A 26,943-nucleotide genomic window follows, 5' to 3' on the forward strand; every position below is an offset into this window, starting at 1 on the left:
CACCGACGTTTACTGATCGGATGCGCCACGGAAATAAGTAGTCGGCACTGTGGGGGACAGGTTCCGACGCTCCTAACGTCTCCTACATGTCCGGGCATGGGGATGCTCCGGACGATGCGCTCCGGCGCACCATGCGTGCGACGCACGGGAGCACGACGGCTTCGGGTGCCGTCGACCCGACGCGTCGCCCGCGGCACGACCCGGGTGCCTCAGCAGCCCGGAAGCGGATGACGGCCCCCTCCGGGGAGGAGGGGGCCGCCATCCAGGTCCGCGCGCGTCGCGCGCCGTGCGGGTGCCGCTAGTAGCGCAGCCCCGCGATGGCCTCCGCGACGGGCTCCTCGCCCGAGATCGCCTCGAACTGGACGCGGACGCCCGTGCCGTCGATGAGCGCGGTCGCCACGATCTCGGCGACGTCGGCGCGCGGGATGGTGCCGCGGCCCGTGGACGTGCCCACCTGGATCCGGCCGGTGCCCGCGTCGTCGGTGAGGCCGCCGGGACGCACGATGGTCCAGTCGATGTCGCGGGCGCGGAGGTCGGCGTCCGCCTCGGACTTCGCGCGCTGGTAGATCTCGTAGGTGTCGTCGCTGTCGGGGTCGAAGCCGTCCACGGCCATGGCCGAGATCATGACGTAGCGCGTGACGCCCGCCCTCTCGGCGGCGTCGGCCAGCAGGATCGCGCCGTCGCGGTCGATCGTGAGCTTGCGCTCGGGACCGGAGTCGGGCCCGCCGCCGGCCGCGAAGACCACGGCGTCGGCGCCCCGGAGCGCCTCGGCGACCTGATCCACGCCGCTCTTCTCCAGGTCGAGCACGAGCGCCTCGGCGCCCGCGTCGGCGAGGTCGGACGCGTGGTCCGGGTTGCGGACGATGCCGACGGGCTGGTGGCCCTGGTCGGCGAGGCGTCGTTCGAGCAGTCGGGCGATCTGGCCGTGTCCTCCGGCGATGATGATGCGCATGCCGCCCACGCTACGCCCGGCGCGGTGACCGGCTCCTGGGCGCCGCCGCCCGCCCGACCGGGCTCCCGCGTCGGGTACACTCGGTGTCGGCTCCTCGCGTGGTGCCATCCAGGTGAACTCCCCCAGGGCGGAGACGCAGCAAGGGCAGCCGGGCTCTGGCAGGTGCGCGAGGGGTCTTCTCCTTTTAACAGGCGCAGGCTGCCGCGCAGGCGACGCCCATAGGCTTGCGGGCATGGCTCGGAGCATCTACATCACGTCCGCCGAAGGGCACTCGGGCAAGTCGACGGTCGCGCTGGGCGTGCTCGACACCCTCACCCACCAGATCCAGCGCGTGGGGGTGTTCCGTCCCATCGCGCGCTCCATCGAGGAGCCCGACTACGTGCTCCAGGCGCTGCTCGCGCACGACGGCGTCGACCTCGACTACGACGAGTGCGTCGGAGTCACCTACGACGACGTGCACGCGGATCCCGAGGCCGCCCTCTCGCGCATCGTCGAGCGCTACAAGGCCGTCGAGGCGAAGTGCGACGCGGTCGTCATCGTCGGCAGCGACTACACCGACGTCGGCAGCCCCACCGAGCTGTCCTTCAACGCGCGCATCGCCGCGAACCTGGGCGCCCCCGTGCTCCTGGTGCTCACGGGGCGCCGCGCGGACGAGACCGGCGGCCGCAGCCCCGACGAGATGCGCCAGATCGCCGACCTCGCCGTCCCCGAGCTGGTCACCGCGCACGCGGCCCTGCTCGGCGTCGTCGTGAACCGCGCCGATCCCGAGCAGCTCGACGCCATCACGGCCGCGATCCCCGCCGCCGTCCCCGCGTCGCTCCAGGCCCGGGCGCCGCACGTGCCGGTGTGGGCCATCCCGGAGGACGCGTTCCTCGTCGCCCCCACGGTCGCCGAGCTGCTCGACGCGGTCGACGGCACGCTCGTCAAGGGCGACCAGGCGCTCCTCAGCCGCGAGGCGCTCGGCGTGGTGGTCTCCGCCATGTCGATGGAGAACGTGCTCGCGCGCCTGACCGAGGGCGCCATCGTCGTGATCCCCGGCGACCGCAGCGAGGTCCTCCTCGGCGTGCTCACGGCGCATGCCTCCGAGACCTTCCCCACGGTCGCGGGCATCGTGCTGAACGGCGGCTTCGCGCTGTCGCCCACCATCGAGACGCTCATCGCCGGGCTCGACCAGACCCTGCCGATCATCTCCACCGAGCTCGGCACCTACGAGACCGCGAAGCGCATCACGCAGACCCGCGGCCGGCTCTCGCCCGAGTCCACCCGGAAGATGGACACGGCGCTCGCCGCGTTCGAGCAGCACGTCGACACGTCGCGGCTGCTCGAGCTCCTGGACGTCAGCCGCTCCGACGTGGTCACGCCGCTCATGTTCGAGTACGGCCTCATCGAGCGGGCCAGGACTGCAGGCAAGCGCATCGTGCTGCCCGAGGGCACCGACGACCGCGTCCTGCGCGCCGCCGGCACGATCCTCAGCCGCGGCATCGCCGACGTCACGATCCTCGGCGAGGAGATCGAGGTGCGCTCGCGCGCCATCGGCCTCGGCATCGACATCGGCCGCGCGACCGTGCTCAGCCCCTTCGACGCCGTGCTCCGAGAGCGCTTCGCGGAGGAGTACGTGAGGCTCCGCGCGCACAAGGGCATGGTGCTCGACATCGCGCGCGAGACCGTCACCGACGTCTCCTACTTCGGCACGCTGATGGTGCAGCTCGGTCTCGCCGACGGCATGGTCTCCGGCGCCGCGCACACGACGGCGCACACCATCCGGCCGGGCTTCGAGATCATCAAGACCACCGAGGGCGTCTCCGTCGTCTCGTCGGTCTTCCTCATGGCGCTCGCCGACCGCGTGCTCGTGTACGGCGACTGCGCCGTGAACCCGGATCCCACGGCCGACCAGCTCGCCGACATCGCCATCTCGTCGGCGGAGACCGCGGCGCAGTTCGGCATCGAGCCGCGCATCGCGATGCTGTCGTACTCGACGGGGGAGTCGGGCGCCGGCGCCGACGTGGAGAAGGTGCGCCAGGCGACGGCGCGCGTCAGGGAGCTCCGGCCGGACCTCGCGGTCGAGGGCCCCATCCAGTACGACGCGGCGGCGGACGCGGCGGTCGCGGCCACGAAGATGCCCGGCTCCGCGGTCGCCGGCCGCGCGACGGTGTTCATCTTCCCGGACCTCAACACGGGCAACAACACCTACAAGGCCGTGCAGCGCTCGGCCGGCGCGGTCGCCATCGGGCCCGTGCTGCAGGGGCTCCGCAAGCCCATCAACGACCTCTCGCGCGGCGCGCTGGTGCAGGACATCGTCAACACCGTCGCCATCACCGCCATCCAGGCCGAGGGGATCGAGGCATCGTGAGCCGCATCTCCGTGCGGACTCCTCCGCTCGCCGTCCCGTCCGCCGTCACCCCTCAGGAGCCAGAAGTGCCCGTCGTCCTCGTCGTCAACTCCGGATCGTCGTCGTTCAAGTACCAGCTCATCGAGATGGACACGGAGTCCGTGCTCGCGTCCGGGCTCGTGGAGCGCATCGGCGAGCCCACCGGATCCACGCGGCACAAGGCCGGCGGCGACTCGTGGGAGCGCGAGCTGCCCATCGCCGACCACACCGCGGGCTTCCAGGCGATGCTCGACGCGTTCGCCGAGCACGGGCCGTCGCTCGAGGAGGAGCCCCCGGTCGCGGTCGGCCACCGCGTGGTGCACGGCGGCGACGTGTTCGTCGAGCCGACCGTCGTCACGGATCAGGTCAAGGCCGACATCGACGACCTCTCCGCGCTGGCGCCGCTGCACAACCCGGGCGCCCTACAGGGGATCGCGGCGGCGCAGACCGCGTTCCCCGACGTGCCGCACGTGGCCGTGTTCGACACCGCGTTCCACCAGACGCTGCCGGCCGAGGCGTACACGTACGCCATCGACCGGGAGCTCGCGGCCGCGCACCGCATCCGCCGCTACGGCTTCCACGGCACGAGCCACAAGTTCGTCTCCGAGGCCGCCGCGCGCCTGCTCGGGAAGCCGCTGGAGGAGACGCGGATCATCGTGCTGCACCTCGGCAACGGGGCATCGGCCGCGGCCGTGCAGGGCGGCCGCTCCATCGACACGTCCATGGGCCTCACGCCGCTCGAGGGCCTCGTGATGGGGACGCGCTCCGGCGACATCGACCCCGCGATCCTGTTCCACCTCGCCCGGCACACCGACCTCGGCCTCGACGACCTCGAGACGCTGCTCAACCGGAGGAGCGGCCTGCTCGGGCTGACCGGCCTCGGCGACATGCGCGACGTGCAGCGCGCGGCGGCCGACGGCGACGAGGCCGCGCAGACCGCGCTCGGGGTCTACCGGCACCGGATCCGCCACTACGTCGGCGCGTACGCGGCCCAGCTCGGCGGCGTCGACGCGGTCGTCTTCACGGCGGGCGTCGGCGAGAACAACCCGCTCGTGCGGCGACGCTCCCTCGCGGGTCTCGAGTTCATGGGCATCGGGATCGACGACGACCGCAACGAGCTAATCAGCTCCGAGGCGCGCTTCGTGAGCCCCGAGGGGTCGCCCGTCGCGGTGCTCGTGATCCCCACCGACGAGGAGCTCGAGATCGCCCGGCAGTCGCTGGCGGCCACCGCGGGCTGACCGCCCACCCCTCCGCGCGACCTCCGCGCGCGCGCCCCGAGGCCCGTGATCCCACCGGATCGCGGGCCTCGCGTCGTGGAGCCCGGCAGCGCGGATCAGTAGCGGCACTGGGATGCCTACTGGTCCGACCGCGTGGTCCGCGACCGCGCACACCAGTGCCCCGCAGTGTTGTCCGCCCCGCGAGCGGATGCGAGCCTCGGATGACCGTGGGTGTGGTGGGGGCCGCCCCGCGGGACGCACGGCCGCGCCCACGAACGCGGCCGGCCATGCAATCGAGGGGAACGCAGATGGCACTACACATGCCCAGCCGCAGAAGCAGGCTGGCGACCGCGACGGCCTTCGGGCTCGCCGCGGCGATCGTCGCGTTCGGGGGCACCGCGCCCGCGAACGCCGCACCGGGGGACACGGCGGAGGCCGAGGGCCAGCTGCTCACGTTCGCCGGCACCCCGGACCTGTCCGGGCTGGTGGCCCTCTCGGGCGCCTACGCCGGATACGCGCCCGGCGACACCCCGGACCCGCAGGTGGACGCGAGCGACATCGACGCCGACGTCCTCAGCGGCGTGCTCTCCGCGCAGATCGCCGCGGGCGTCCAGCTCGGCGACGTGCTCACGCTCGACCAGGCCGTCGCGGGCGGCGCCGCCGACCAGTTCGCCTCGGCGGGCTCGGCCGGCGCGACGGGATCCGCGGGCGTCCTCACCGATTCGGGGGCCATCGCCGTCAACACGGGCGCCGGCGACGCCGTGACGCTCGACCTCGCGCCCCTCCTCGCGTCGCGGGGCCTCGCCGGCGTCGCGTCGGACGCGGACATCTCCCTCGGCGCGGTCTCCGCGACCGCTACGGATCCCGGTGACGGCGCGGTCGTCCGGGACTACCGCATCGCCTCCGCGGACGCCACCATCGCCAGCCCGCTCGTCGGCGCGCTCGCCGACGACGTCAACGGGGCCGTGCAGCAGCTCGCGCCGGGAGCGACGGCCCAGATCGCGCTCTCCGCGGACGTCGACGGCATCCTCACCGGCGTCGTCGGGCCCCTCCTCACCGGCGTCGTGGACATCGCGACCCCCACCGGGAACATCGTCACCACGGTGGACACGGCCGCGGCCGTCCGAGCCGTGCTGGCCGAGCCCCTGACGAGCGACGGCGTCACCGTCGACCTCGACGCGGGCACGGTCACGCTCGACATCGCCCAGTACATCCAGGCCACCGAGGGCGCGACCCTCAACGACCTCGACCCGAACACGGAGCTGCTCTCCGCGCCCGTGCTCGCCGGCGTCGTCAGCGGCCTGCTCAGCGACGCCCTCCCGGCGGCCGTGCTCGAGGCGACCCTCGACGCGACGCGCGTGGTCGTCAACGTGGATGCGGGCGTCCGCCTGCTCAACGGGATCGGCATCCCCATCCCCGTCGGCACCGTGAGCATCGACATCGACACGACGCTGGCGAACCTCCTCAACCCCACGGGGCCGGGGAACGAGGCGCCGGACATCGACGTCGCGACCACCGTGCTCCTGCTCGACGCCGGGGCGCTCGTGCAGCCGCTCGTGGACCAGCTCCTCCCGTCCATCCGGACGTCGACGGGCAACCTGCTCGAGCTGAGCGACGTCACGGCCGTGACGACCCCGCTCATCGGATCCCTCGCGCCCGTCGTCGACGCTCTCGCGGACGTCGTGCAGCTGACGGCGAACGTGCAGGGTGCGAGCGAGTTCGAGGACCCGGACGCAGCCGACGCGACCGGGGACGCCGTCACGGCGCTCCGCATCGCGCTGCTCCCCGTGGTGGGCGGCCCGGTCCTCGACCTGGCCACCGCCCGGGTGCGCGCCGTCGTCCCCGCGGCCGACGACGTGGTGATCCAGGCGCCTGCCGGCGGGCAGCTCATCCCGCTCCCCGCAGGCGCGACCACCGTGGCGGTCCCCGTCACCGGCCTGGCGGACGCCGACGCGACCGTGACGCTCAGCATCGACGGCGGCGCCGAGTCGCAGCCGGTCGACGTCGCCGCCGACGGCTCGTTCACCCTCACGACCGCGGCCCTGCCCGCCGGGACCTACACGGCGACGGTGACCCAGAGCATCGACGGCGTGCCCGCGGGTTCCGACACCGTGACCTTCGTGGTCGGCGCACCGCTCGCGACGCTCACGATCACGACGCCGACGCCCGGTCAGATCCTCCTGACGACGACCGCCGACCCGACGATCGACGTGCCCGTGGAGGGCGCGGCGGACCCGCGCGCGGACGTCACGGTGACGATCCCCGGCCAGACCCCGCAGACCGAGACGGTCGGGACCGACGGCATCTACGACGTGGTCTTCCCCGATCTCGGCACCGGCACCTACACGGCGACGGTGACGCAGCAGTTCGGCGGCGTCCAGACGACGGAGACGGTGACCTTCACGGTCGGTGCCCCCGCCGCCGAGATCACCATCACCTCGCCGGACGACGACGACCTGATCCTCAGCGCCGGCACCGTGCCGACGGCCGACGTCCCCGTGACCGGTGCCGCCGACCCGCGCGCCAGCGTGACGGTGACGATCCCCGGCCAGGACCCGCAGACCGAGCTCGTGGGTGACGACGGGATCTACGACGTGCTGTTCGCCGACCTCCCGGTCGGCACGTACACGGCGACCGCGACCCAGTCCATCGGCGGCGTCGCCTCCGGGACGGCGACGGTGACCTTCTCGGTCGTCGCACCCGCGGTGGCCGTGGTCATCGACGCCCCCACCGACGGGCAGGACTTCCAGGTCCCGGCCGGCGGGAACGCGGTGGACGTGACGGTCAGCGGCAGCGCGGACCCGCGCGGATCCGTGCTCATCGCGGTGACGGGCCAGACGCCGATCACGCAGGTGGTCGGAGACGACGGGCGCTTCGAGGCGACGTTCCCCGGTCTCACGGCGGCGGGCTACACCGTCACCGTGACGCAGACCGTGGCCGGCACCCCCGCGGGCAGCGACACGGCTGACTTCACCGTCTCCGTCGCCGGCGTCGACCAGGTCGTCATCGAGACCCCCGGGGACGGCGACTTCATCCCGCTGCCCGACGGGGACACCACCGTCGCCGTCCCGGTGACGGGCACGGCCGACCCCGACGCCACCGTCACCCTGACGGTCGGCGACGTGACGACCGGTCCGGCCGAGGTGGACGACGACGGCGACTTCACGCTGACGACGCCCGCCCTCCCCTCGGGCACCTACACGGGCACCGTCACGCAGACGATCGGCGGCGTCGCCGTCGGCACCGACACCGTGACGTTCACGATCGGCGTGCCGGTGGTCATCGAGTCGCCGTTCGACTTCCAGACCTTCCCGCTCACCGGCGGGGCCACCACCCGGGACGTGCCCATCTCGGGCACGGCCGACCCGCTGGGGACGGTGACGGTCTCCATCGTGGGGCTCGACCCGATCATCACGCCGGTGGACGAGGACGGGAACTACTCGGTGACGTTCTTCGGCCTGGAGCGCGGATCCTATGAGGCGATCGCGACGCAGACCATCGGCGGCGCTCCTGCCGGCGACGCGACGGTCGAGTTCGACGTCGGCGTGGACGGCGAGGAGGGGGTCGACTCCGACCAGACGGCGGCCATCGACGTGGACGGCGACGGCACCGACGGCACCGATGGTGCTGCTGACGCCGCTGGCACGGATGCGACGGACGCTGCTGGTACGGACGCGACGGACGCTGCTGGTACGGATGCGACGGATGCCGCTGGCACTGACGCGAACGACGCTGCTGGCACGGATGCGACGGACGCTGCTGGTACGGATGCGACGGACGCTGCTGGTACGGATGCGACGGACGCTGCTGGCACTGACGCGACGGATGCCGCTGGCACCGATGCGACGGACGCTGCTGGTACGGATGCGACGGACGCTGCTGGCACTGACGCGACGGATGCCGCTGGCACCGATGCGACAGACGCTGCTGGCACTGACGCGGCTGACGCTGCTGGCGCTGACGCGACGGATGCCGCTGGCACCGATGCGACGGATGCCGCTGGCACCGATGCGACGGATGCTGCTGGCACCGACGCTGCTGACGCGGCTGGTACCGATGCGACGGACGCTGCTGGCACTGACGCGACGGACGCTGCTGGCACTGACGCGACGGACGCTGCTGGCACTGACGCGACGGATGCCGCTGGCACCGATGCGACGGACGCTGCTGGCACTGACGCGGCTGACGCTGCTGGCACTGACGCGACGGATGCCGCTGGCACCGATGCGACCGATGCCGCTGGCACCGACGCTGCTGACGCGGCTGGTACCGACGCGGCTGACGCTGCTGGCACTGACGCGACGGACGCTGCTGGCACCGATGCGACGGATGCCGCTGGCACCGATGCGACGGATGCTGCTGGCACCGATGCGACGGATGCTGCTGGTACCGACGCGACGGATGCCGCTGGTACCGACGCGGCTGACGCCGCTGGCACCGACGCGACGGACGCGGCTGACGCCACGGACGCTGCTGGCACTGACGCGACGGACGCGGCTGACGCCACGGACGCTGCTGGCACTGACGCGACGGACGCTGCTGGCACTGACGCGACGGATGCCGCTGGCACCGACGCTGCTGACGCGGCTGGTACCGACGCGGCTGACGCTGCTGGCACTGACGCGACGGATGCCGCTGGCACCGATGCGACGGATGCCGCTGGTACCGACGCGGCTGACGCTGCTGGCACTGACGCGACGGACGCTGCTGGCACCGATGCGACGGATGCCGCTGGTACCGACGCGACGGATGCCGCTGGTACCGACGCGGCTGACGCCGCTGGCACCGACGCGACGGACGCGGCTGACGCCACGGACGCTGCTGGCACCGACGCGACGGACGCGGCTGACGCCACGGACGCCGCCGACGCGACCGACGGATCCACCGACGGCGGCGACGCCCCCACCCGGGCCGTCGTCCGCTTCACGGAGATCGTCCGCGGGAGCGGCTCGGTGCAGATGGTGGACGCCTTCGGGTTCATCCCCGGTGAGACGCTCAACGCGACGGTGTTCTCCACGCCGAAGCCGCTGACGCCGATGGTCGCGGATGCCGATGGACGCGCGACGTTCGTGTTCGAGATCGGCCCGGACTTCGAGCTCGGGGACCACCGGGTCGAGGTGATCGGCGTCGACTCGGGCATGGCCGACGAGATGATCACGCGGTTCCGCGTGGTGGGATCCACCGTCCCGGCTGGCCAGCCCGGCACGCCGATCAACGGCGGCGGCTACGGCGGCGGCTACGGCGGCGGGATCCTCCCGGTCACCGGCGGCGACGGCGACGGGATGCTGCTGCTCGGAGGCATCGCGCTCCTGATGATGCTGACCGGCGCCGGTGCACTGCACCGAGGCCGCAGCCGACGGGCGTGATCCGCTCGAGCTGAGTGCGAGGAGGGCGGGCGGTCCGGCGAGAGCCGGGCCGCCCGCCGGATTCGCTCCCGGGACACTCGCACGACCAGCACGACCAGCACGACCAGCACGACCCGCACGACCCGCACCACGAAGACCCACCCGACGCACGAGGGGGACGGCTCACGATGACCGACACGACCCACCACGACCCCGACGCGGACGTCGTCCCCGACGCGCACGACGACGCCACGCCGTCCACCCCGCCGCCCGCGGATCCCGCGCCGCCCGGCCTCACGCGCCCCGCCCGCATCGGCACGGCCGTCGCCGCGTTCGTCGTGGTGGTCTACGTGGCCACCTCGATCCTCATGGTCGTCCCGCAGAGCGACGCCACCCGCGCGCTCACCTCCGCCGCGCGCCCGTACTTCAGCCAGCAGTGGAACGTGTTCGCCCCCTCGATCCAGAAGACGAACCGCTACCTCGAGATGCAGGCCCAGTGGCGCGACGACTCGGGCGCCCTCGTGAAGAGCGAGTGGGTGGACATCACGCGCGCCGAGTACGAGGCGGGGGAGGGACGGATCCAGTCCTCGCGCACCGTGAAGCAGAGCGCGAACCTGCTCAAGACCTACACGGAGCGCTTCCGCGGGCTCACGCCCGAGCAGGAGGTGATCGTGCAGGACACCTTCATCCGCCGCGCGGACACCGACTCCGGGTTCGCGGCCAAGACGGCCGTCTCCCTCATCGACCAGCTCTCCGCGCTCGACGAGGGGAGCCGCGGCCGCGTGATCACGATGCTCCGCGCCGATTACGTGCTCAAGGAGTTCACGACCTACTGGTCCACGGCCTGGTTCGGCCGCGACATCGAGCGCGTCCGCTGGCGCGTCGTGACCGAGCGGCCCAACGACTTCGCCCACCGGTCGGACGACCAGCAGCAGTACGCCCCCTCCACGCGCACCTTCGGGTGGCGCGAGGCCGATGACGTGATCGACCCCCAGGCGCTCAGCGTCTACCAGGGGATCGTGGAGAGGTACGCACGATGAGCGCGAGGACGCACGAGCCCACGTCGACGCCGAAGGCCGCGGCCGCGGGATCCTGGGCGGGTCGCACCCGGACGGCGCGCGCCGTCCCCACGGCGCGAGCCGCCCGCGTCCGCCGGCTGCTGCAGGACCGCGAGCTCCTCACCGCGCTCCGGGATCCGCGCGGCTGGCCCCGCGGCATCGCGACCTGGATGACCGAACGCGAGCACGCCACCTACAGCTTCGCCGCGCTCCGCATCACCCTCGGCGCCGTGATCCTGATGGTGCTCGTCACCTGCTTCGCCGACCGCCACTACCTGTGGGGCGTCGGATCCCGCTTCATCGACCCCGAGGCGTCCCGCCGCGGGTGGCTCCCGCTCTTCACCGGGCTCTTCTCGAAGACCGACGCCACGCTCTTCGACCTCGCCTACCTCGTGCTCGTGGTGCTCGCCGCGCTGTTCACGCTCGGCTGGCGCACGCGCATCGTCACCCCGTTCCTCCTCCTCTTCTGGATCGGCCTGTCGACCAACAGCACGCTGCTCACGAACGGCGGCGACACGGTCCTGCGCCTGACCCTCTTCTTCGTGCTCTTCGCCGACCTGTCGCGGCACGTGTCGCTCGACGCGGTCCGGCGGCGCCGCGAGCTCGAGGCGGGCGCGCCCCGCCGGTCGCCGGGTCGTCACGTCGAGGCGGTGCGGTCGCTCGTCGACCGGATCCCGAGGCTCGTGCGCGTGCTCCTGCACAACACCGCGCTGGTGCTCTGCGCCTACCAGATCATGCTCGTGTACGTGAACTCCGCGATCCTCAAGCTGCAGGGGCCGGAGTGGCGCGACGGATCCGCGACCTACTACTCGCTGGTCATCGAGGGCTACCGGCCGTGGCCGTGGCTCAGCGACCTGCTCGCGCAGGCGAGCGTCGGCGTGGTGCTCGTGAGCTTCCTCGCGGTCGCGTTCCAGGGTCTGTTCCCGCTGCTCATCCTGTGGCGGCCGACCCGCGTCGTCGCGCTCGTGGTCATCACGGGCATGCACGTGATGATCGGGATCCTGCTCGGCCTCTGGCCGTTCTCCCTCGCGATGATCGCCCTCGACTTCCTCTTCATCCGCGACGCCACCTGGCGCGAGGGGATCGAGCTCGCCCGCCGCGCCCGCGAGGAGGCACCCGGCCGGCTCCGGGAGCTGCGCGAGCGCCGCTCCTCCCCAGCCGCGCCCGCCGAGGTCCCCGCGGAGAGCTGACCGACGGCGGCCGGACGGTCGGGGGTGCCCGGTATCCTCAGGGCTGTGGTCACCGCCCTGTATCGCCGTTACCGGCCAGAGAACTTCGCCGAGCTCATCGGCCAGACGCAGGTGACGGATCCGCTGCGCACCGCGCTCCGCACCAACCGCGTCAACCACGCGTACCTGTTCAGCGGCCCGCGCGGCTGCGGCAAGACCACGTCGGCCCGCATCCTCGCGCGCTGCCTCAACTGCGCAGAGGGCCCCACCGACACCCCGTGCGGCGTCTGCCCCAGCTGCGTCGAGCTCAGCCGCGACGGCAGCGGATCCCTCGACGTGGTCGAGATCGACGCCGCGAGCCACAACGGCGTCGACGACGCGCGCGACATCCGCGAGCGCGCGGTCTTCGCCCCGGCGCGCGATCGCTACAAGATCTTCATCCTCGACGAGGCGCACATGGTCACGCCGCAGGGCTTCAACGCGCTGCTGAAGATCGTGGAGGAGCCGCCGGAGCACGTGAAGTTCATCTTCGCCACCACCGAGCCCGACAAGGTCATCGGCACCATCCGCTCGCGCACGCACCACTACCCGTTCCGGCTCGTGCCGCCCGCCCAGATGCTCGACTACGTGGAGCACCTCTCCCGCGAGGAGAGCGTGCAGGTGGCGCCCGGCGTCCTGCCGCTCGTGGTCCGCGCCGGCGGCGGATCCGTGCGCGACACGCTCTCCCTGCTCGACCAGCTCATCGCCGGGTCGGAGGACGAGAGCGTGGAGTACGAGCGCGCGGTCGCCCTCCTCGGCTACACGCACGCGGCGCTGCTCGACGAGGTCATCGACGCGGTCGCCCGGCACGACGCGGCCGGCGCCTTCGCGGGCGTCGACCGGGTCATCCAGACCGGCCAGGATCCGCGCCGCTTCGTGGAGGACCTCCTCGAGCGCCTGCGCGACCTCATCATCGTCGGCGCCACCTCCGTCGAGGGCGCCGCCGCCGTGCTGCGCGGCACCCCGGAGGACGAGCTCGAGCGCATGCGCGCCCAGGCCGTGGCCTTCGGCGCCGTCGAGCTGTCGCGCGCCGCGGACGTGGTCAACGCCGCCCTCACCGAGATGACCGGCGCCACCTCCCCGCGCCTCCACCTCGAGCTGCTGGTCGCCCGCGTGCTCGTGCCCGCGAGCGACGACACGCACCGCGGCGCCCTCGCCCGGGTCGAGCGCCTCGAGCGCCGGGTCGGCGTGGCCGACGCGGGAGCGGATCCGGCGCCCGCCGCGGTCGCACCCGTCGCGACTCCCACTCCCGCACCCGCAGCGGCCCCGGCTCCCGTCGCCACGCCGGCTCCCGTCGCCACGCCGGCGCCGGTCGCGGCTGCCGATCCGGCCCCCGACGCGAAGCCCACGGAGACAGGCACGTCGGCACCGGCCGCATCCGCTCCCGACGAGCCCTCGTCGTCGTCCGACACGAGCGCACCGCCGGCGGAGGCACCGTCGGCGACCGCACCCGCCGCACCCGTCACCTTCGAGCAGCTGCGCGACTCCTGGCCGTCGGTCGTCGAGGCGGTCGAGAAGGCCAAGCGCAGCGCCTGGCTCGTCGCCGTCACGGCCACGCCGCGCGCCCTCGCGGACGACGTGCTCACGCTGTCCTTCGTCAGCGCGAACGACGCGGAGAGGTTCAAGGAGCGCGGGGCTCCCGGCCAGGGCGTCAGCGACATCCTGCGCACCGCCATCCTCGACGTGCTCGGCATCCGCGTGAAGTTCATCGCCCGCGTCGAGCCGCACGGGGGCGCCGGCGCTCCCGCCGGCACGCCCGCTCCCACCGGCGGCGGATCGGCGTCACCCGCGCCCGAGGCCTCCCGCCCGGCGGCGTCCCCCGCGACGTCGACCGGCACGCGTCCGAAGGGCGGGAGCGCCAGCACGACGTCCGCCGCCGTCAGCCCGACCGCGTCGACCGCGGTGACGACACCCGCGGCGTCGCCACCCGCGACGAAGGCGCCGCCCGCGAGGACGACCCCGGCCGGCGGCGGCTGGGCCACCGTGGCCATCCCCACATCCGATCCCGGCGCAGCCGAGGCCCCCGCCGTCCGGGCGCCCGCCTCCCGACCCGAGCGGTCGGCGCCCGCGGCGCCCGCGGCGCCCGCGGCCCCGCCGACCGCACCGGCCGCCGCCCCGCGCGCCACGGCCCCGAGCGTGCCCGCCCGCGCATCGTCGGTCGTGCCCGACGCGCACGTCCCCGACTTCGAGGAGCCCGAGCCCGACGAGTTCGGCCCCGCCGAGCCCGGCTGGGCCACCGGCGGCGCCTCTCCGGACTCGGCCCCACCCGTGGCCCGATCCGTCCCCGCGCAGCAGCAGCAGCCCGCCGCCGCCGCGTCCGGAACCGGGTCCGCTCCACGGCCGGACACGGCCGCGGCCGCCCCGGCCGCGTCTCCCGCCGCCGCGCCCCAGCGCTACGGCGAGTCCGTGGTCCGTGAGCTGCTCCAGGCGACCTTCATCGAGGAGAAGCCCGTCGAGCGCAAGGCCCGCCCCACCATCCGCCCCACAGGTCAGGACTAGCGCCGCATGTACGAGGGAATCGTCCAGGAGCTCATCGACGAGCTCGGCCGCCTGCCGGGCATCGGCCCGAAGTCCGCCCAGCGCATCGCGTTCCACATCCTGCAGACCGAGACGTTCGACGTCTCGCGCCTGGCCGAGGTGCTCACGGTGGTCCGCGACAAGGTGCGCTTCTGCGCCATCTGCGGCAACGTCAGCGAGAAGGAGACCTGCGGCATCTGCCGGGATCCCCGCCGCAGCCCCGCCACCATCTGCGTGGTCGAGGAGGCGAAGGACGTCGTCGCCATCGAGCGCACGCGCGAGTTCCGCGGGCTCTACCATGTGCTCGGCGGGGCCATCAGCCCCATCGACGGCATCGGGCCGGACGACCTCCGCATCCGACAGCTCATGCAGCGCCTGGCCGACGCCACGGTCACCGAGGTCATCATCGCCACCGATCCGAACCTGGAGGGCGAGGCGACCGCCACCTACCTCTCGCGGCTGCTCTCCACCTTCGACATCCGCGTCACGCGCCTCGCCTCCGGCCTCCCCGTCGGCGGCGACCTCGAGTACGCCGACGAGGTCACCCTCGGCCGGGCCTTCGAGGGCCGGCGCCTCGTGGGGGAGTGAGCCCCGCGGGCCGCCGCGTCCGCACCGTCACACGGCGGGCCCACCGGGACCTCCACCCTAGAATCGTCATCCGGGCCGCCCGCGCCCACCCGAACCCCAGGAGTCGCCCGTGAGCCTCATCGTGCAGAAGTTCGGCGGATCGTCGGTGGCCGATGCCGAGAGCATCAAGCGTGTCGCGAAGCGCATCGTCGCCACGCGCAAGGCCGGCAACGACGTGGTCGTCGCCGTCTCCGCCATGGGCGACTCCACGGACGAGCTCCTCGACCTGGCCCACGAGGTCACGCCCATCCCCGCGCCGCGCGAGCTCGACATGCTGCTCACCGCGGGCGAGCGCATCTCCATGGCGCTGCTCGCCATGGCCATCAAGAGCATGGGCTACGACGCGCGCTCCTTCACCGGCAGCCAGGCCGGCATGATCACCGACGCCCAGCACGGCGCCGCCCGCATCGTCGACGTCACGCCCGGCCGCGTCCGCGACGCGCTCGGCGAGGGAGCAATCGCCATCGTCGCGGGCTTCCAGGGCTTCAACCGCGGCACGGGCGACATCACCACGCTCGGCCGCGGCGGATCCGACACGACCGCGGTCGCGCTCGCGGCGGCCCTCGGCGCCGACGTCTGCGAGATCTACACCGACGTCGACGGCATCTTCACGGCCGACCCGCGCGTCGTGCCCCTCGCCCGCAAGATCGACCGGATCACGAGCGAGGAGATGCTGGAGCTCGCGGCGTCCGGCGCGAAGGTCCTCTACATCCGCGCCGTCGAGTACGCCCGCCGGCACGGCGTCCTGCTGCACGTCCGCTCCTCGTTCACGCACAACGAGGGCACCATCGTCTACAACCCCACGGATGGAGAGAATGTGGAAGAGCCCGTCATCGTCGGCGTCGCCGCCGACCTCAGCGAGGCCAAGGTCACGGTGGTCGGCGTCCCCGACGTCCCGGGCAAGGCCGCGCAGATCTTCACCATCGTCGCCAAGACCGGCGCTAACATCGACATGATCGTGCAGAACGTGTCGGCCGCCGCCACGAGCCTCACCGACATCTCGTTCACGCTGCCGAAGTCGGACGCGCAGCGCGTCCTCACGGTCCTCGCCGCCGAGAAGGACGAGGTCGGCTTCACCGGCCTGCAGCACGACGACCAGATCGGCAAGCTCGCGCTCGTCGGGGCCGGCATGCGCACGAACGCGGGCGTCTCGGCGCAGCTCTTCACGGCGCTGTCCGACGCGGGCATCAACATCGAGATGATCTCCACCAGCGAGATCCGCATCTCGGTCGTCACCCGCGCCGACACCATCGACGAGGCCGTCCGCGTCGTCCACCACGCGTTCGGGCTCGACGCGGACGACGTCGCCGTCGTCCACGCCGGCACCGGCCGCTGAGCCGCACCCGCCCGACCCGCACGCCCGCGCACCGCAGGAGGAGACACCCGTGACCGACACCGCATCCGCCGGATCCCCCGCCGCACCCGCCCCGGAGGCCCCCGGCCTCCGCATCGGCGTCGTCGGCGCCACCGGCCAGGTCGGCGCCGTCATGCGCCGCCTGCTCGAGGAGCGCGCGTTCCCGATCGCGGAGATCCGCTTCTTCGCCTCGGCACGCTCCGCCGGCACGACGCTGCCGTTCGCCGGACGCGACGTCGTCGTGGAGGACGCGGCCACCGCCGATGCCACGGGCCTCGACATCGCGCTCTTCTCCGCGGGCGCCACCACGTCGCGCGCCCAGGCCCCGCGCTTCGCCGCGGCGGGCGTGCTCGTCATCGACAACTCGAGCGCCTGGCGCATGGACCCCGAGGTCCCGCTGGTCGTCTCCGAGGTCAACCCGGAGGCCATCGCCGACGCCCGCCGCGGCATCATCGCGAACCCGAACTGCACCACCATGGCCGCGATGCCCGTGCTCAAGGTCCTGCACGAGGAGGCCGGCCTCACCCGCCTCGTCGTCAGCACCTACCAGGCGGTATCCGGATCCGGCCTCGTGGGCGCCGAGGAGCTCGCGGGCCAGGCCGAGGCCGCCGTCGCGGCGGGTCCCGAGGCGCTCCGCCGCCTCGTCCACGACGGCCGCGCGGTCGAGCTCCCCGCGCCCGCCGTGTACCAGCGCCCCATCGCCTTCGACGTGATCCCGCTCGCCGGCAGCATCGTCGACGACGGCCTCTTCGAGACCGACGAGGAGAAGAAGCTCCGCAACGAGAGCCGCAAGATCCTGGGCCTCCCCGAGCTCCTCGTCAGCGGCACGTGCGTGCGCGTCCCCGTCTTCACGGGCCACTCGCTCTCGGTCAACGCCGAGTTCGCCTCGCCGCTGAGCGTCGCCCGCGCCGTCGAGCTGCTCTCGACCGCGCCCGGCGTCGAGCTGTCGGACATCCCCACACCTCTCCAGGCCGCGGGCACCGACCCGAGCTACGTCGGCCGGATCCGCGCCGACGAGGGCGCGCCGGAGGGCCGCGGCCTCGCCCTCTTCATCAGCAACGACAACCTCCGCAAGGGGGCAGCGCTCAACGCCGTGCAGATCGCCGAGGTCGTCGCGGCCCGTCGCTGATCCCTCCACGTCCGGCGCGCGTGAGGGCTCCCGTACCACTCCTCGCGGCCCCGAGGGGGCCCCGAGGAGCGGGCGTACACTGATCCGGTGAGTGAATCAGCGGAACCGGTAGACGTCGTCCTCGTCGGCGGCGGGATCATGAGCGCGACGCTCGGCACCCTCATCAAGCAGCTCGAACCCGACTGGACCATCCAGATCTTCGAGCGCCTGGGCGAGGTCGCCATGGAGTCGAGCAACCCGTGGAACAACGCGGGAACGGGCCACGCCGCCCTCTGCGAGCTGAACTACACGCCGGAGAAGGACGGGAAGATCGAGATCGGGTCCGCGACCCGCATCAACGAGCAGTTCCAGCTCTCCCGCCAGTTCTGGGCGCACCTCGTCACGGCGGGCGCCGTGCCGGAGCCCAAGGAGTTCATCAACCCCACCCCGCACATGACGTTCGTGCGCGGCAAGGAGAACGCCGAGTTCCTCCGCCGCCGCTTCGACGCGATGCGCGCCCACCCCCTCTTCGAGGCGATGGAGTACTCGGAGGATCCCGCGGTCATCCACTCATGGGCCCCGCTCCTCGTGCTGCAGCGCGAGAAGGACGAGGTCATCGCGGCCACGCGCTTCGAGGGCGGCACCGACGTCGACTTCGGCGCCCTCACCAACAAGCTCATCGACTACCTCACGGAGCACGGCGCGGCCCTGCACCTCAACCACGAGGTCCGCGGCCTGTCGCAGAACCCCGACGGCAGCTGGCACCTCCGCATCCGCAACGACGTCGGCCGCTCGACCGTGCAGGTGGATGCGAAGTTCGTCTTCATCGGGGCGGGCGGCGGCGCGCTGCCCCTCCTGCAGAAGTCGGGCATCCCCGAGATCAAGGGCTTCGGCGGCTTCCCCATCAGCGGCGAGTGGTTCCGCACGGACGACCCCGAGATCGTCGCGAGGCACCGCGCGAAGGTCTACGGCAAGGCGGCCATCGGATCGCCGCCCATGTCCGTGCCGCACCTCGACACGCGCGTGGTGGGGGGCGAGACCTCGCTGCTCTTCGGTCCCTACGCCGGCTTCAGCCCGCGCTTCCTCAAGAAGGGCTCGCTGCTCGACCTGTTCGCGTCGATCCGGCCGCACAACATCATCCCGATGCTCGCCGTCGCGAAGGACAACCTGAGCCTCATCAAGTACCTCGTCAGCCAGCTCATCGCCTCGAAGGAGAAGAAGTTCGACGCTCTCCGCGAGTTCATGCCCACGGCCGATCCGAAGGACTGGTACCAGGTCACGGCCGGCCAGCGCGTCCAGGTCATGAAGAAGGACGCGAAGAAGGGGGGCGTGCTGCAGTTCGGCACCGAGGTCGTCGCGGCGGCGGACGGCAGCATCGCCGGCCTCCTCGGCGCATCGCCCGGAGCGTCCACGGCGGTGCCGATCATGCTCGACGTCCTCGAGCGCTGCTTCCCCGACCGCATCGCGGGATGGAAGAAGCCCCTCACGCGCATGATCCCGAACTACGGGACCCTCGTCGCGTCCGACCCGAAGAAGACGCCGAAGATCATCCAGGAGACCGCCGAGGTCCTCGAGCTCCAGCACTGACGGGACGGGCGACCTCGGGCACGAGGTCGCCCGCTCGCATCCCGTTCGAATGTGTGTTCGAATGGACGCATGAGATGGAGCGCGCAGAGGCTGTCCGAGGCGAGCGCGGACGCGCTCCCCGGGCTCGCCCGCCTGAGCAACCTCGTGCAGAGCGTCCGCACCCCGGAGTTCCAGGGCGTCACGTTCCACGAGGTGCTCGCCAAGTCGGCCCTCAACCGCGTGCCGGGGGAGTCGAAGGTCATGCCGTACGGCTGGACCATCAACCCCTACCGCGGGTGCACGCACGCCTGCGTCTACTGCTTCGCGCGCCCCACCCACGAGTACCTCGACCTCGACGGAGGCCGCGACTTCGACGACCAGATCGTCGTCAAGGTCAACGTCGCCGAGGTGCTGGCCCGCGAGCTCGCGAAGCCCACGTGGACGCACGACGCCGTGGCGCTCGGCACCAACACCGATCCGTACCAGCGGGCCGAGGGCCGCTACGCGCTCATGCCCGGCATCATCGCGGCGCTCGCGTCGTCGGGCACGCCGCTGTCCATCCTCACCAAGGGCACGCTCCTGCGCCGCGACCTCCCGCTGCTCGCCGAGGCGTCGACGAGCGTGCCCGTCGACCTCGCGATGAGCATCGCCGTGCTCGACGACGAGCTGCAGCAGTCGGTGGAGCCCGGCACCCCCACGACGACGGCGCGGCTCGCGACGGTCACGGCGATCCGCGATGCGGGCCTCGACTGCACCGTCTTCATGATGCCGATCCTGCCCATGCTCACGGACGGCGTGGAGCACCTCGACCACGCGCTCACGCGCATCCGCGAGGCCGGCGGCACGCGCGTCCTCTACTCCGCGCTGTACCTGAAGCCCGGCGTGAAGGAGTGGTACCTCCAGTGGCTCGAGCGCGAGCGCCCGGATCTCGTGGGCCGCTACCTCGACCTCTACGCGCGCGGCGCGTACGCCCCGCAGGCGTACCGGTCGTGGCTGAAGGCGCGCATGGATCCGCTGGTCCGCCGGCACGGGCTCGGCGGCGGGCGGGTGGATCCGCGCACCGGCGGCGTGCTGTCGCGCGCCGACCTCCCCGGCGTCGAGGCCGCACGCGCCCCGGTCGGCGGCCGGCAGCGTCCCGGCTGGAGCCAGGAGGGCGCGGACAGCCGCGCCAGCACGGCGCGCGGTCGCGGCAGCTGGACCCAGGCGCCCACGCCCGGCCCGCTGGTCGCCGCGGCGCTGCCCGCCGCCTCCACGACGCAGGCCACGCTGTTCTGACGCGCCGCGCGGGGTGTCCACCCACGCCCGCGGATGCCGTCCGGGTGCGCCCCCTGGCTACAGTTCTGACATGACCACCCTGCGCGACCCCGGGGCGGGCACGCGCGACGCCTCCGGGCGGTCGTCGCCGCAGCCCGTGCGCGTCGGCGTGCTCATGGGCCACGAGTCCGCGCTGGACGAGGTCTGCGCGATCCTCCGCCGCCGGGCTCCCGAGATCGACGTCGTGGTGAGCACGACGGGCTGGCTCCAGCTGGTGCGCTCGCCGCGCTTCCCGACGGACGTCGTGGTCGTCGACTACGACCTCGCCGACGCCGTCAGCCTCGAGGGCCGGATCCGCTCCTGCCGCGCGGCGGGGGCAGCGGTCGTGGTCCTGTCGCGTTCGGGCGCCGAGGAGGTGCGTCGTCGCGTGGTGGACGCGGGGGCCGCCGCTCTGCTGACCGGGCCCGTCCCCGCCGCGGACATCGTGGCCGCGGTGCGTGCGGTCGCCGCGGGATCCCGGTCCGGGCAGCGGCGCGAGGACGGGGCGACTGGCGAGGGCGGCGCACGCGCCTTCGCGAGCCCCCGCCTCAGCCAGGGCGAGGAGCAGGCGCTCCGCCTCTACGTCACGGGTCGGTCGACCCTGGCCGTCGCCACGGCGATGAACGTCCAGTACGAGACCGCGAAGACGTACCTCCGTCGCGTCCGCGCGAAGTACCGCCTCGTCGGGAGGATCGCGGGCCGTCGCTCCGACCTGATCGATCGCGCCACCGAGGACGGCTACCTTCGGTAGATGGCCAAGCTCTACTTCCGTTTCGGCGCGATGAACAGCGGCAAGAGCACCTCGATGCTCCAGGCCGCCTACAACTACGAGGAGCGCGGGCAGCACGTGCTGCTCACGAAGCCCGTGATCGACACCAAGGGCGACCGCGACATCGTGTCCCGCCTCGGCGTCCGTCGCCCGGTGGACTTCCTCCTCGAGCCCGACGCGGACGTCTGGCAGGAGTTCGGGATCCACCGCGAGCGCGTCCTGCTGGAGAACGGCGGCCCGACGGCGTGCCTCCTCGTCGACGAGGCGCAGTTCCTCCGCGAGTCGCAGGTGGACGACCTGCTGCGCATCGCGATCCTGCAGGACGTGCCCGTCATCGCGTACGGGATCCGCACCGACTTCCAGACGGTCGCGTTCCCGGGGAGCCGGCGGCTGCTGGAGATCGCGCACAGCCTGGAGGAGATGAAGACCATCTGCCGTTGCGGTCGCAAGGCCGTCTTCAACGCGCGCCAGGTCGGCGAGCGGTTCATCTTCGCCGGCGACCAGGTCGCGATCGACGGCGAGGACGTCACGTACATGTCGCTCTGCGGCGCCTGCTACCTCGCGGAGAGCGGGGGAGTGCTCACGAGCGGCCGGCCCGTCGAGGCGAGCGCGTCGGCCTTCGGCTACCCCGCGGGTCCCGACGCGGACTTCGCCTGATCCGCCCCGGTCGCCCGGCGGCGCGGTTCGTCAGTCGCGCAGGTAGCGGAGGCCGTACGCGGTGAGGACCCCCGTCGTCAGCAGGGTCACGAGCGGCAGGAGGGCGACGCAGGCGTCGAGCATGGGGGCGGACCTCGTCTTCGGGTGAGCGGGCGGCCATGCGCATGGGGCAGGTGGGTGGCCTGACCCGCATCCACGCTAGACCGACCGTCCCACCATGGGTCCGCCCCAGATGCTGGGGCGTCATCCGCGGGGCGTCATTCCCCGCTCCGGGGAACCGGAACGGGTCCGCGGCTGTGGGAGCATGGGGCTCGAGCGCCGCTGGGGGGCGCTCCATCGACGAGGGGGATCGCCTGTGGAACTGCGTGAATACATCCGGATCCTGCGACGGTCGTGGGTGCTCATCCTGCTGGTCCTGCTGCTCGGCGTGGGCGCCGCGGCCGGCTACTCGCTCGTGCAGACGCCCGAGTACCGGGCGTCGTCCAAGGTGTTCGTCTCGACGCAGTCGGCCGGCACCGTGCAGGACCTGAGCCAGGGCAGCACGTTCACACAGCAGGCGGTCAAGAGCTACGCGGACGTGGTGGCGACGCCCGCGGTGCTCGAGCCGGTCATCGCCCAGCTGGGCCTCGACGCGACCGCGGACTCGCTGGCCCCGAAGGTCACCGCGACCGCGGCGGCCGACACCGTCATCATCCAGATCTCCGTCGAGGACGAGCAGGCCGAGTCGGCCGCCACCATCGCGAACGCGGTGGCCCGGAGCTTCACCGACTTCGTCGCCGAGCTCACGCCGCTCGACGTCAACGGCCAGCCGCAGGTGAAGATCACCACCCTGCAGGAGGCGCGGATCCCGGCATCGCCCGTGTCCCCGCAGGTCCCGCTGAACCTCGCGCTGGGCGGTCTCATCGGCCTCGCGCTCGGAGTCGCGGCGGCCGTGCTGCGCGCCACGCTCGACACGCGGATCCGCGGCGAGCGCGACCTGCGCCTCGTCACGCACGCCCCCATCCTCGGCGGCATCGCCTACGACCCGAAGGCCAAGGAGCGCCCGCTCATCGTGCAGTCGGATCCGCGCAGCCCGCGCGCCGAGTCCTTCCGCAGCCTGCGCACGAATCTGCAGTTCCTCGACTTCGGCGGACGCGCGCGCAGCTTCGTCATCACGAGCGCGGTGGAGTCCGAGGGCAAGTCCACCACGAGCGCCAACCTCGCCATCGCCCTGAGCGACGCGGGCGCCCGGGTCGCGGTCATCGACGCCGACCTGCGCCGTCCCAAGCTCGCGTCCTACCTCGGGCTCGAGGGCGCGGTCGGGCTCACCGACGTGCTCATCGGCCGCGCGGAGCTGAAGGACGTCCTGCAGCCGTGGGGCAACCGCAACATGTTCGTGCTGCCGGCCGGGCAGATCCCGCCGAACCCGAGCGAGCTGCTCGGATCGCGCACCATGGTCACGCTCCTCAAGGAGCTCGAGGCGGAGTTCGACACCGTGCTCATCGACGCGCCGCCCCTCCTCCCCGTCACCGACAGCGCCGTGCTGTCGAAGAGCGCGGGCGGGGCGATCCTCATCGTGTCGTCCGGTCGCGCGCACCGGGGCCAGGTCCACGCCGCCATCGAGTCGCTGAACAGCGTCGGCGCCGAGGTGCTCGGCGTCGTGCTGACCATGCTCCCGACCAAGGGCCCCGACGCCTACGGGTACGGCCAGTACGGCTACTCGTACGTGCGCCCCGAGAGCGCCGAGACCACGAGCCCGGCCGCTCCCTGACCCGCCGCCGACCCGTGTCGTCCCGGCTGGTCCCGCGGGGGCCTGTACGATCCGGATGACACCACCGCTAGACCCCGCATCTCCCGTCGCGCGGATCGGCGGCCCGTGCTCCACCGGAGGAGCGGGTCGCGGCTCGTCGGCGGGGCGCGGACCGGATCCGGTCGCCCGCGAGGGTGGGCCGCCCGCGCGCCGCACGATGCCCGCCACACCGGGAGACACCATGTCGGCTCACGCCGAGGCGCCACCGCGCCGCCTGCGACGACGCCCGTCCGACCACCGCGCCCCTCGATCCGCGGGTGCCGCGCGTGGCTAGGTCGACGCCCGACGGCCGGAAGCCCATGGCCGTCACGGGGCGCACCCGGCGCCCTCGTCCGTCGCTCGGCCGCATGATCCCCGGGGTCGGCGTCACCGCGGTGGTCGCCTTCCTCGTCATCGACCTGATCCTCGTCTCGGCCGCGGTGACCCGCACCGGCGGGGGATCCGCCGACGAGGGCACCGCAGCGCCCGCGCCGTCCGCCACCAGCACCGACGCCGCCGCGAGCCCGACGCCCGCGCCGAGCGCCACCGCGAGCACGACCGTGGCCGCGCCCACCGTCTTCCTCGCGGCGGGGAACGCCGAGGTCGCCTGGCGCACCACGGGCGGCTCCTGCGCGGGCGAGCCCGCCCGCATCCAGACCACCATCGACGAGGGCCGCACCTGGGACACCCGCTCGACGGGCTCCTTCGACGCGCGCCGGATCCTCGCCCTGCAGGTGGAGAGCCCGGACGTCGGCAGCATCGTCGCCGACGTGACCGCCGCGTGCACCCGCACCACGCTCCAGAGCTTCACGGGCGGCGAGTTCTGGCGCGACGCGCCCGCGCTCACGGCGACGACCGCGTACGTCGACCCGGCACAGCCCGGCACGGTGCAGCTCGTCCAGGGCCCGCGGGACGCTCCGTGCGACGACGCGGTCCAGGTCGTCGACAGCGGCCAGGCCGCCGCCGTCCTCTGCGGATCCGGCGCGCTGCACATCCGCTCGGGCAGCGGCGACTTCCGCCTGATCGACGCCCCCGGCGTCCTCGCGCTCGCGCTCGGCACGGACGGCATCCTCACGGCGGGCACCGCCGGATCCTGCGCGGGCACGAGCGTCGGCCGCATCGTCCCGGCCTCGGGCGCCGTGAGCGTCCTCGGCTGCGCGGCAGCCGCGCCCACCAGCGGATCCGTCGCCCTCTCGGCCGCGGGTCGCGACGTCTGGCTGCTCACCGGCGACGACTCCGTCAGCATCTCCGCCGACGGCGGGGCCACCTGGTGACCTCGGCGACCGGCCTCGCGCGGTCGCCGCGTCGACGCCGTGCTCGGCGCCCCTGGACGCGTCGCCGTGTCGTGACGGTCGCCGGCGCCGCGATCGCCGTCATCCTCGTCCTCTGGATCGCGTGGGTCGCCGCCCGCGCCCTCCTCGCGCGCGGGGAGCTCGAGCAGGCGGTGCCGCTCGCGTCCTCCGTGCAGAGCGACCTCCTGGCGGGCGACTCCGCGGGAGCGTCGGCGGACGTCGCGCAGCTGCGCGATCATTCCGCGCGCGCGGTGTCGCTCACGGGGGATCCGATCTGGGCCGTCACCGAGCACGTGCCGTTCGTGGGTCCCAACCTCCGCGCCTTCCGCGAGATCTCCGGCATCGTCGACCGGATCGGCGGAGACGCGCTGCAGCCCGTCGTCGGCATCGCCGGCACGCTCGACGTCGCGAGCCTCACGCCGAAGGACGGGCGGCTCGACCTGGACCCGATCGTGGCCGCGCAGGAGCCCGTCCGCCAGGCCGACGACGCGCTCGACGCGGCGCTGACCGACGTGACGGCCATCGACACCGGCAGCACCATCCGCCCGGTCGCCGACGCGGTAGGGCGCCTGGAGGAGACGGTGGGCAAGGCCGCGGAGACCCTCGCCGTCGTGCGCCACGTCACCGACCTCGCGCCTGCAATGCTCGGCGCCGACGGCGACCGCAGCTACCTGCTCATGTTCCAGAACAACGCCGAGGTGCGCTCCACCGGCGGCATCCCCGGCGCCCTGGCGCTCGTCCGCACGGGCGGCGGTGCGTTCTCGCTCGCCGGCCAGGACTCGGCGCGCGCGTTCCCGCGCCTCGCGGAGCCCGCCCTGCCGCTGGATCCCCAGACCGCCGGCCTCTACGGCACCATCACCGGCCGCTACATGCAGGACGTCACGCTGACGCCCGAGTTCCCCCAGGCCGCGCCGCTCGCCGCCGAGATGTGGCGGCTCAAGCACGGCCAGGCTGTCGACGGCGTGATCAGCATCGACCCGGTCGCCCTCTCGTACCTGCTCGAGGCCACCGGACCCATCACGCTCGCGACCGGCGACGTGCTGCGATCCGACGACGCCGTCGACCTGCTCCTGCACGACGTCTACCTGCGCTACCCGGACCCGGACGTCCAGGACGCGGTCTTCGCGAGCGTCGCCGACTCGGTGTTCGCGAAGGTCTCCTCCGGTGACGTGGATCCGGCCGCGCTCGTGAAGGCGCTGGGGCACGCCGCCGAGGAGCGTCGCATCCTGATCTGGAACTCCCGCGCCGACGAGCAGGCGACCCTCGACGGCACCACGTTCCAGGGCTCGCTGCCCGCCGACAACGACGAGTCGACGGTCTTCGGCGTGTTCCTCAACGACTCGACCGGCGCGAAGATGGACTACTTCCTCTCGCTGCGGACCACGCTCGCGATGGCCATGTGCCGGGACGACGGCAGGCCGGACTACCGCACCGAGGTGATCCTCGGGTCCACGGCGCCGGCCGACGCGGCCTCGCTGCCCTTCGTGGTCACGGGCGGAGGCGTGTACGGCGTCGCGCCCGGTGACGTCAAGACGCGCGTGGCGGTGTACGGTCCCCCTGGCACGGTTCCGCTGCGGGTGCACATCGACGGCCAGGAGACGCAGTTCCAGCCGGAGATCGTGGGCGGGCGGGCCGTCGCGCAGGTCGAGGTGACGCTGAAGCCCGGTCAGGAGGTCCGCATATCGGTGGACACGCTGGGGGACAAAAAGACCGACACGCCCCTCTCGATCGTGACCACCCCGGTAATTGACACGATCGCGACAGAGTTCCGCTCCCTGTCGTGCGACCCATCCCAGTAGTCTCCTCAGTGGGGGAATGATCGACGGCGGACCCGAGTCCGCTAG

General features: G+C 72.9%; 17 protein-coding genes and 1 other RNA gene. 17 read left to right on the forward strand and 1 reads right to left on the reverse strand.

Going from position 1 to position 26,943, the window contains the following annotated elements; translation table 11 throughout:
* Nucleotides 1–298: 298 nt before the first annotated feature.
* Complete coding sequence (locus tag K0V08_RS00110) at nt 299–952, reverse strand: SDR family oxidoreductase (RefSeq protein ID WP_079533684.1); 654 nt, start codon at nt 950–952, stop codon at nt 299–301.
* Between the two features lie 85 nt (nt 953–1,037).
* On the opposite strand from K0V08_RS00110, the gene ffs reads away from it, so the two are divergent.
* The 17 genes from ffs to K0V08_RS00195 all read left to right on the forward strand — a co-directional run bounded on the left by ffs (nt 1,038) and on the right by K0V08_RS00195 (nt 26,898).
* An RNA gene (gene ffs, locus K0V08_RS00115) (signal recognition particle sRNA small type) lies at nt 1,038–1,134 on the forward strand.
* Between the two features lie 50 nt (nt 1,135–1,184).
* Nucleotides 1,185–3,302: a phosphate acetyltransferase gene (pta, locus tag K0V08_RS00120; protein WP_012037580.1), complete on the forward strand. Its 2,118-nt coding sequence runs from the start codon at nt 1,185–1,187 to the stop codon at nt 3,300–3,302.
* 65 nt (nt 3,303–3,367) lie between these two features.
* Complete coding sequence (locus K0V08_RS00125; RefSeq protein ID WP_079532115.1) at nt 3,368–4,558, forward strand: acetate/propionate family kinase; 1,191 nt, start codon at nt 3,368–3,370, stop codon at nt 4,556–4,558.
* A gap of 299 nt (nt 4,559–4,857) precedes the next feature.
* Complete coding sequence (locus tag K0V08_RS00130) at nt 4,858–9,903, forward strand: choice-of-anchor G family protein (RefSeq protein ID WP_232265384.1); 5,046 nt, start codon at nt 4,858–4,860, stop codon at nt 9,901–9,903.
* A 167-nt stretch (nt 9,904–10,070) separates the two neighbouring features.
* On the forward strand, nt 10,071–10,922 hold the full coding sequence (locus tag K0V08_RS00135) for a DUF5819 family protein (protein ID WP_079532120.1): 852 nt from the start codon (nt 10,071–10,073) through the stop codon (nt 10,920–10,922).
* Complete coding sequence (locus K0V08_RS00140; RefSeq protein ID WP_079532123.1) at nt 10,919–12,130, forward strand: HTTM domain-containing protein; 1,212 nt, start codon at nt 10,919–10,921, stop codon at nt 12,128–12,130. The genes K0V08_RS00135 and K0V08_RS00140 overlap by 4 nt, the downstream gene beginning before the upstream one ends.
* Before the next feature lie 45 nt (nt 12,131–12,175).
* Nucleotides 12,176–14,647 carry a DNA polymerase III subunit gamma and tau gene (locus K0V08_RS00145; RefSeq protein ID WP_079532126.1) on the forward strand — a complete coding sequence of 824 codons (2,472 nt, stop codon included), beginning with the start codon at nt 12,176–12,178 and terminating at the stop codon, nt 14,645–14,647.
* A 6-nt stretch (nt 14,648–14,653) separates the two neighbouring features.
* A complete protein-coding gene (gene recR, locus K0V08_RS00150) occupies nt 14,654–15,253 on the forward strand; it encodes a recombination mediator RecR (protein WP_012037586.1) in 600 nt (199 codons plus the stop codon).
* A gap of 109 nt (nt 15,254–15,362) precedes the next feature.
* Nucleotides 15,363–16,628, forward strand: coding sequence for an aspartate kinase (locus K0V08_RS00155; protein WP_012037587.1), 1,266 nt, complete (start codon nt 15,363–15,365; stop codon nt 16,626–16,628).
* Between the two features lie 49 nt (nt 16,629–16,677).
* Nucleotides 16,678–17,775 (forward strand): aspartate-semialdehyde dehydrogenase, encoded by a 1,098-nt coding sequence (locus K0V08_RS00160; RefSeq protein WP_012037588.1) that lies wholly within the window; start codon nt 16,678–16,680, stop codon nt 17,773–17,775.
* Between the two features lie 87 nt (nt 17,776–17,862).
* Entirely contained in the window at nt 17,863–19,341 is a 1,479-nt protein-coding gene (locus tag K0V08_RS00165) for a malate:quinone oxidoreductase (protein WP_012037589.1), read from the forward strand.
* A gap of 69 nt (nt 19,342–19,410) precedes the next feature.
* Entirely contained in the window at nt 19,411–20,595 is a 1,185-nt protein-coding gene (locus tag K0V08_RS00170; RefSeq protein ID WP_079532129.1) for an Rv2578c family radical SAM protein, read from the forward strand.
* 70 nt (nt 20,596–20,665) lie between these two features.
* A complete protein-coding gene (locus tag K0V08_RS00175) occupies nt 20,666–21,364 on the forward strand; it encodes a response regulator transcription factor (protein WP_079532131.1) in 699 nt (232 codons plus the stop codon).
* Nucleotides 21,365–22,039 carry a thymidine kinase gene (locus K0V08_RS00180; RefSeq protein ID WP_079532134.1) on the forward strand — a complete coding sequence of 225 codons (675 nt, stop codon included), beginning with the start codon at nt 21,365–21,367 and terminating at the stop codon, nt 22,037–22,039. It abuts the gene before it with no gap.
* Between the two features lie 355 nt (nt 22,040–22,394).
* A complete protein-coding gene (locus K0V08_RS00185; RefSeq protein ID WP_012037593.1) occupies nt 22,395–23,789 on the forward strand; it encodes a tyrosine-protein kinase domain-containing protein in 1,395 nt (464 codons plus the stop codon).
* A gap of 305 nt (nt 23,790–24,094) precedes the next feature.
* Complete coding sequence (locus tag K0V08_RS00190; RefSeq protein ID WP_227335127.1) at nt 24,095–25,081, forward strand: hypothetical protein; 987 nt, start codon at nt 24,095–24,097, stop codon at nt 25,079–25,081.
* Nucleotides 25,082–25,152: 71 nt separating this feature from the next.
* The gene (locus K0V08_RS00195) at nt 25,153–26,898 is read left to right on the forward strand and encodes a DUF4012 domain-containing protein (protein ID WP_227267087.1); all 1,746 of its coding nucleotides are present in this window, start codon (nt 25,153–25,155) and stop codon (nt 26,896–26,898) included.
* The last annotated feature ends 45 nt before the right edge of the window (nt 26,899–26,943 follow it).

Source organism: Clavibacter michiganensis (assembly GCF_021216655.1).
Taxonomy (GTDB): Bacteria; Actinomycetota; Actinomycetes; order Actinomycetales; family Microbacteriaceae; genus Clavibacter; species Clavibacter michiganensis.

Bases quoted from the DNA above. Each gene is read 5' to 3' on its own strand.
- K0V08_RS00180 (WP_079532134.1), top strand. From the start codon at position 21,365: ATGGCCAAGCTCTACTTCCGTTTCGGCGCGATGAACAGCGGCAAGAGC.
- K0V08_RS00110 (WP_079533684.1), bottom strand. From the start codon at position 952: ATGCGCATCATCATCGCCGGAGGACACGGCCAGATCGCCCGACTGCTC.
- K0V08_RS00130 (WP_232265384.1), top strand. From the start codon at position 4,858: ATGCCCAGCCGCAGAAGCAGGCTGGCGACCGCGACGGCCTTCGGGCTC.
- K0V08_RS00175 (WP_079532131.1), top strand. From the start codon at position 20,666: ATGACCACCCTGCGCGACCCCGGGGCGGGCACGCGCGACGCCTCCGGG.
- K0V08_RS00170 (WP_079532129.1), top strand. From the start codon at position 19,411: ATGAGATGGAGCGCGCAGAGGCTGTCCGAGGCGAGCGCGGACGCGCTC.
- recR (WP_012037586.1), top strand. From the start codon at position 14,654: ATGTACGAGGGAATCGTCCAGGAGCTCATCGACGAGCTCGGCCGCCTG.
- K0V08_RS00135 (WP_079532120.1), top strand. From the start codon at position 10,071: ATGACCGACACGACCCACCACGACCCCGACGCGGACGTCGTCCCCGAC.
- pta (WP_012037580.1), top strand. From the start codon at position 1,185: ATGGCTCGGAGCATCTACATCACGTCCGCCGAAGGGCACTCGGGCAAG.
- K0V08_RS00140 (WP_079532123.1), top strand. From the start codon at position 10,919: ATGAGCGCGAGGACGCACGAGCCCACGTCGACGCCGAAGGCCGCGGCC.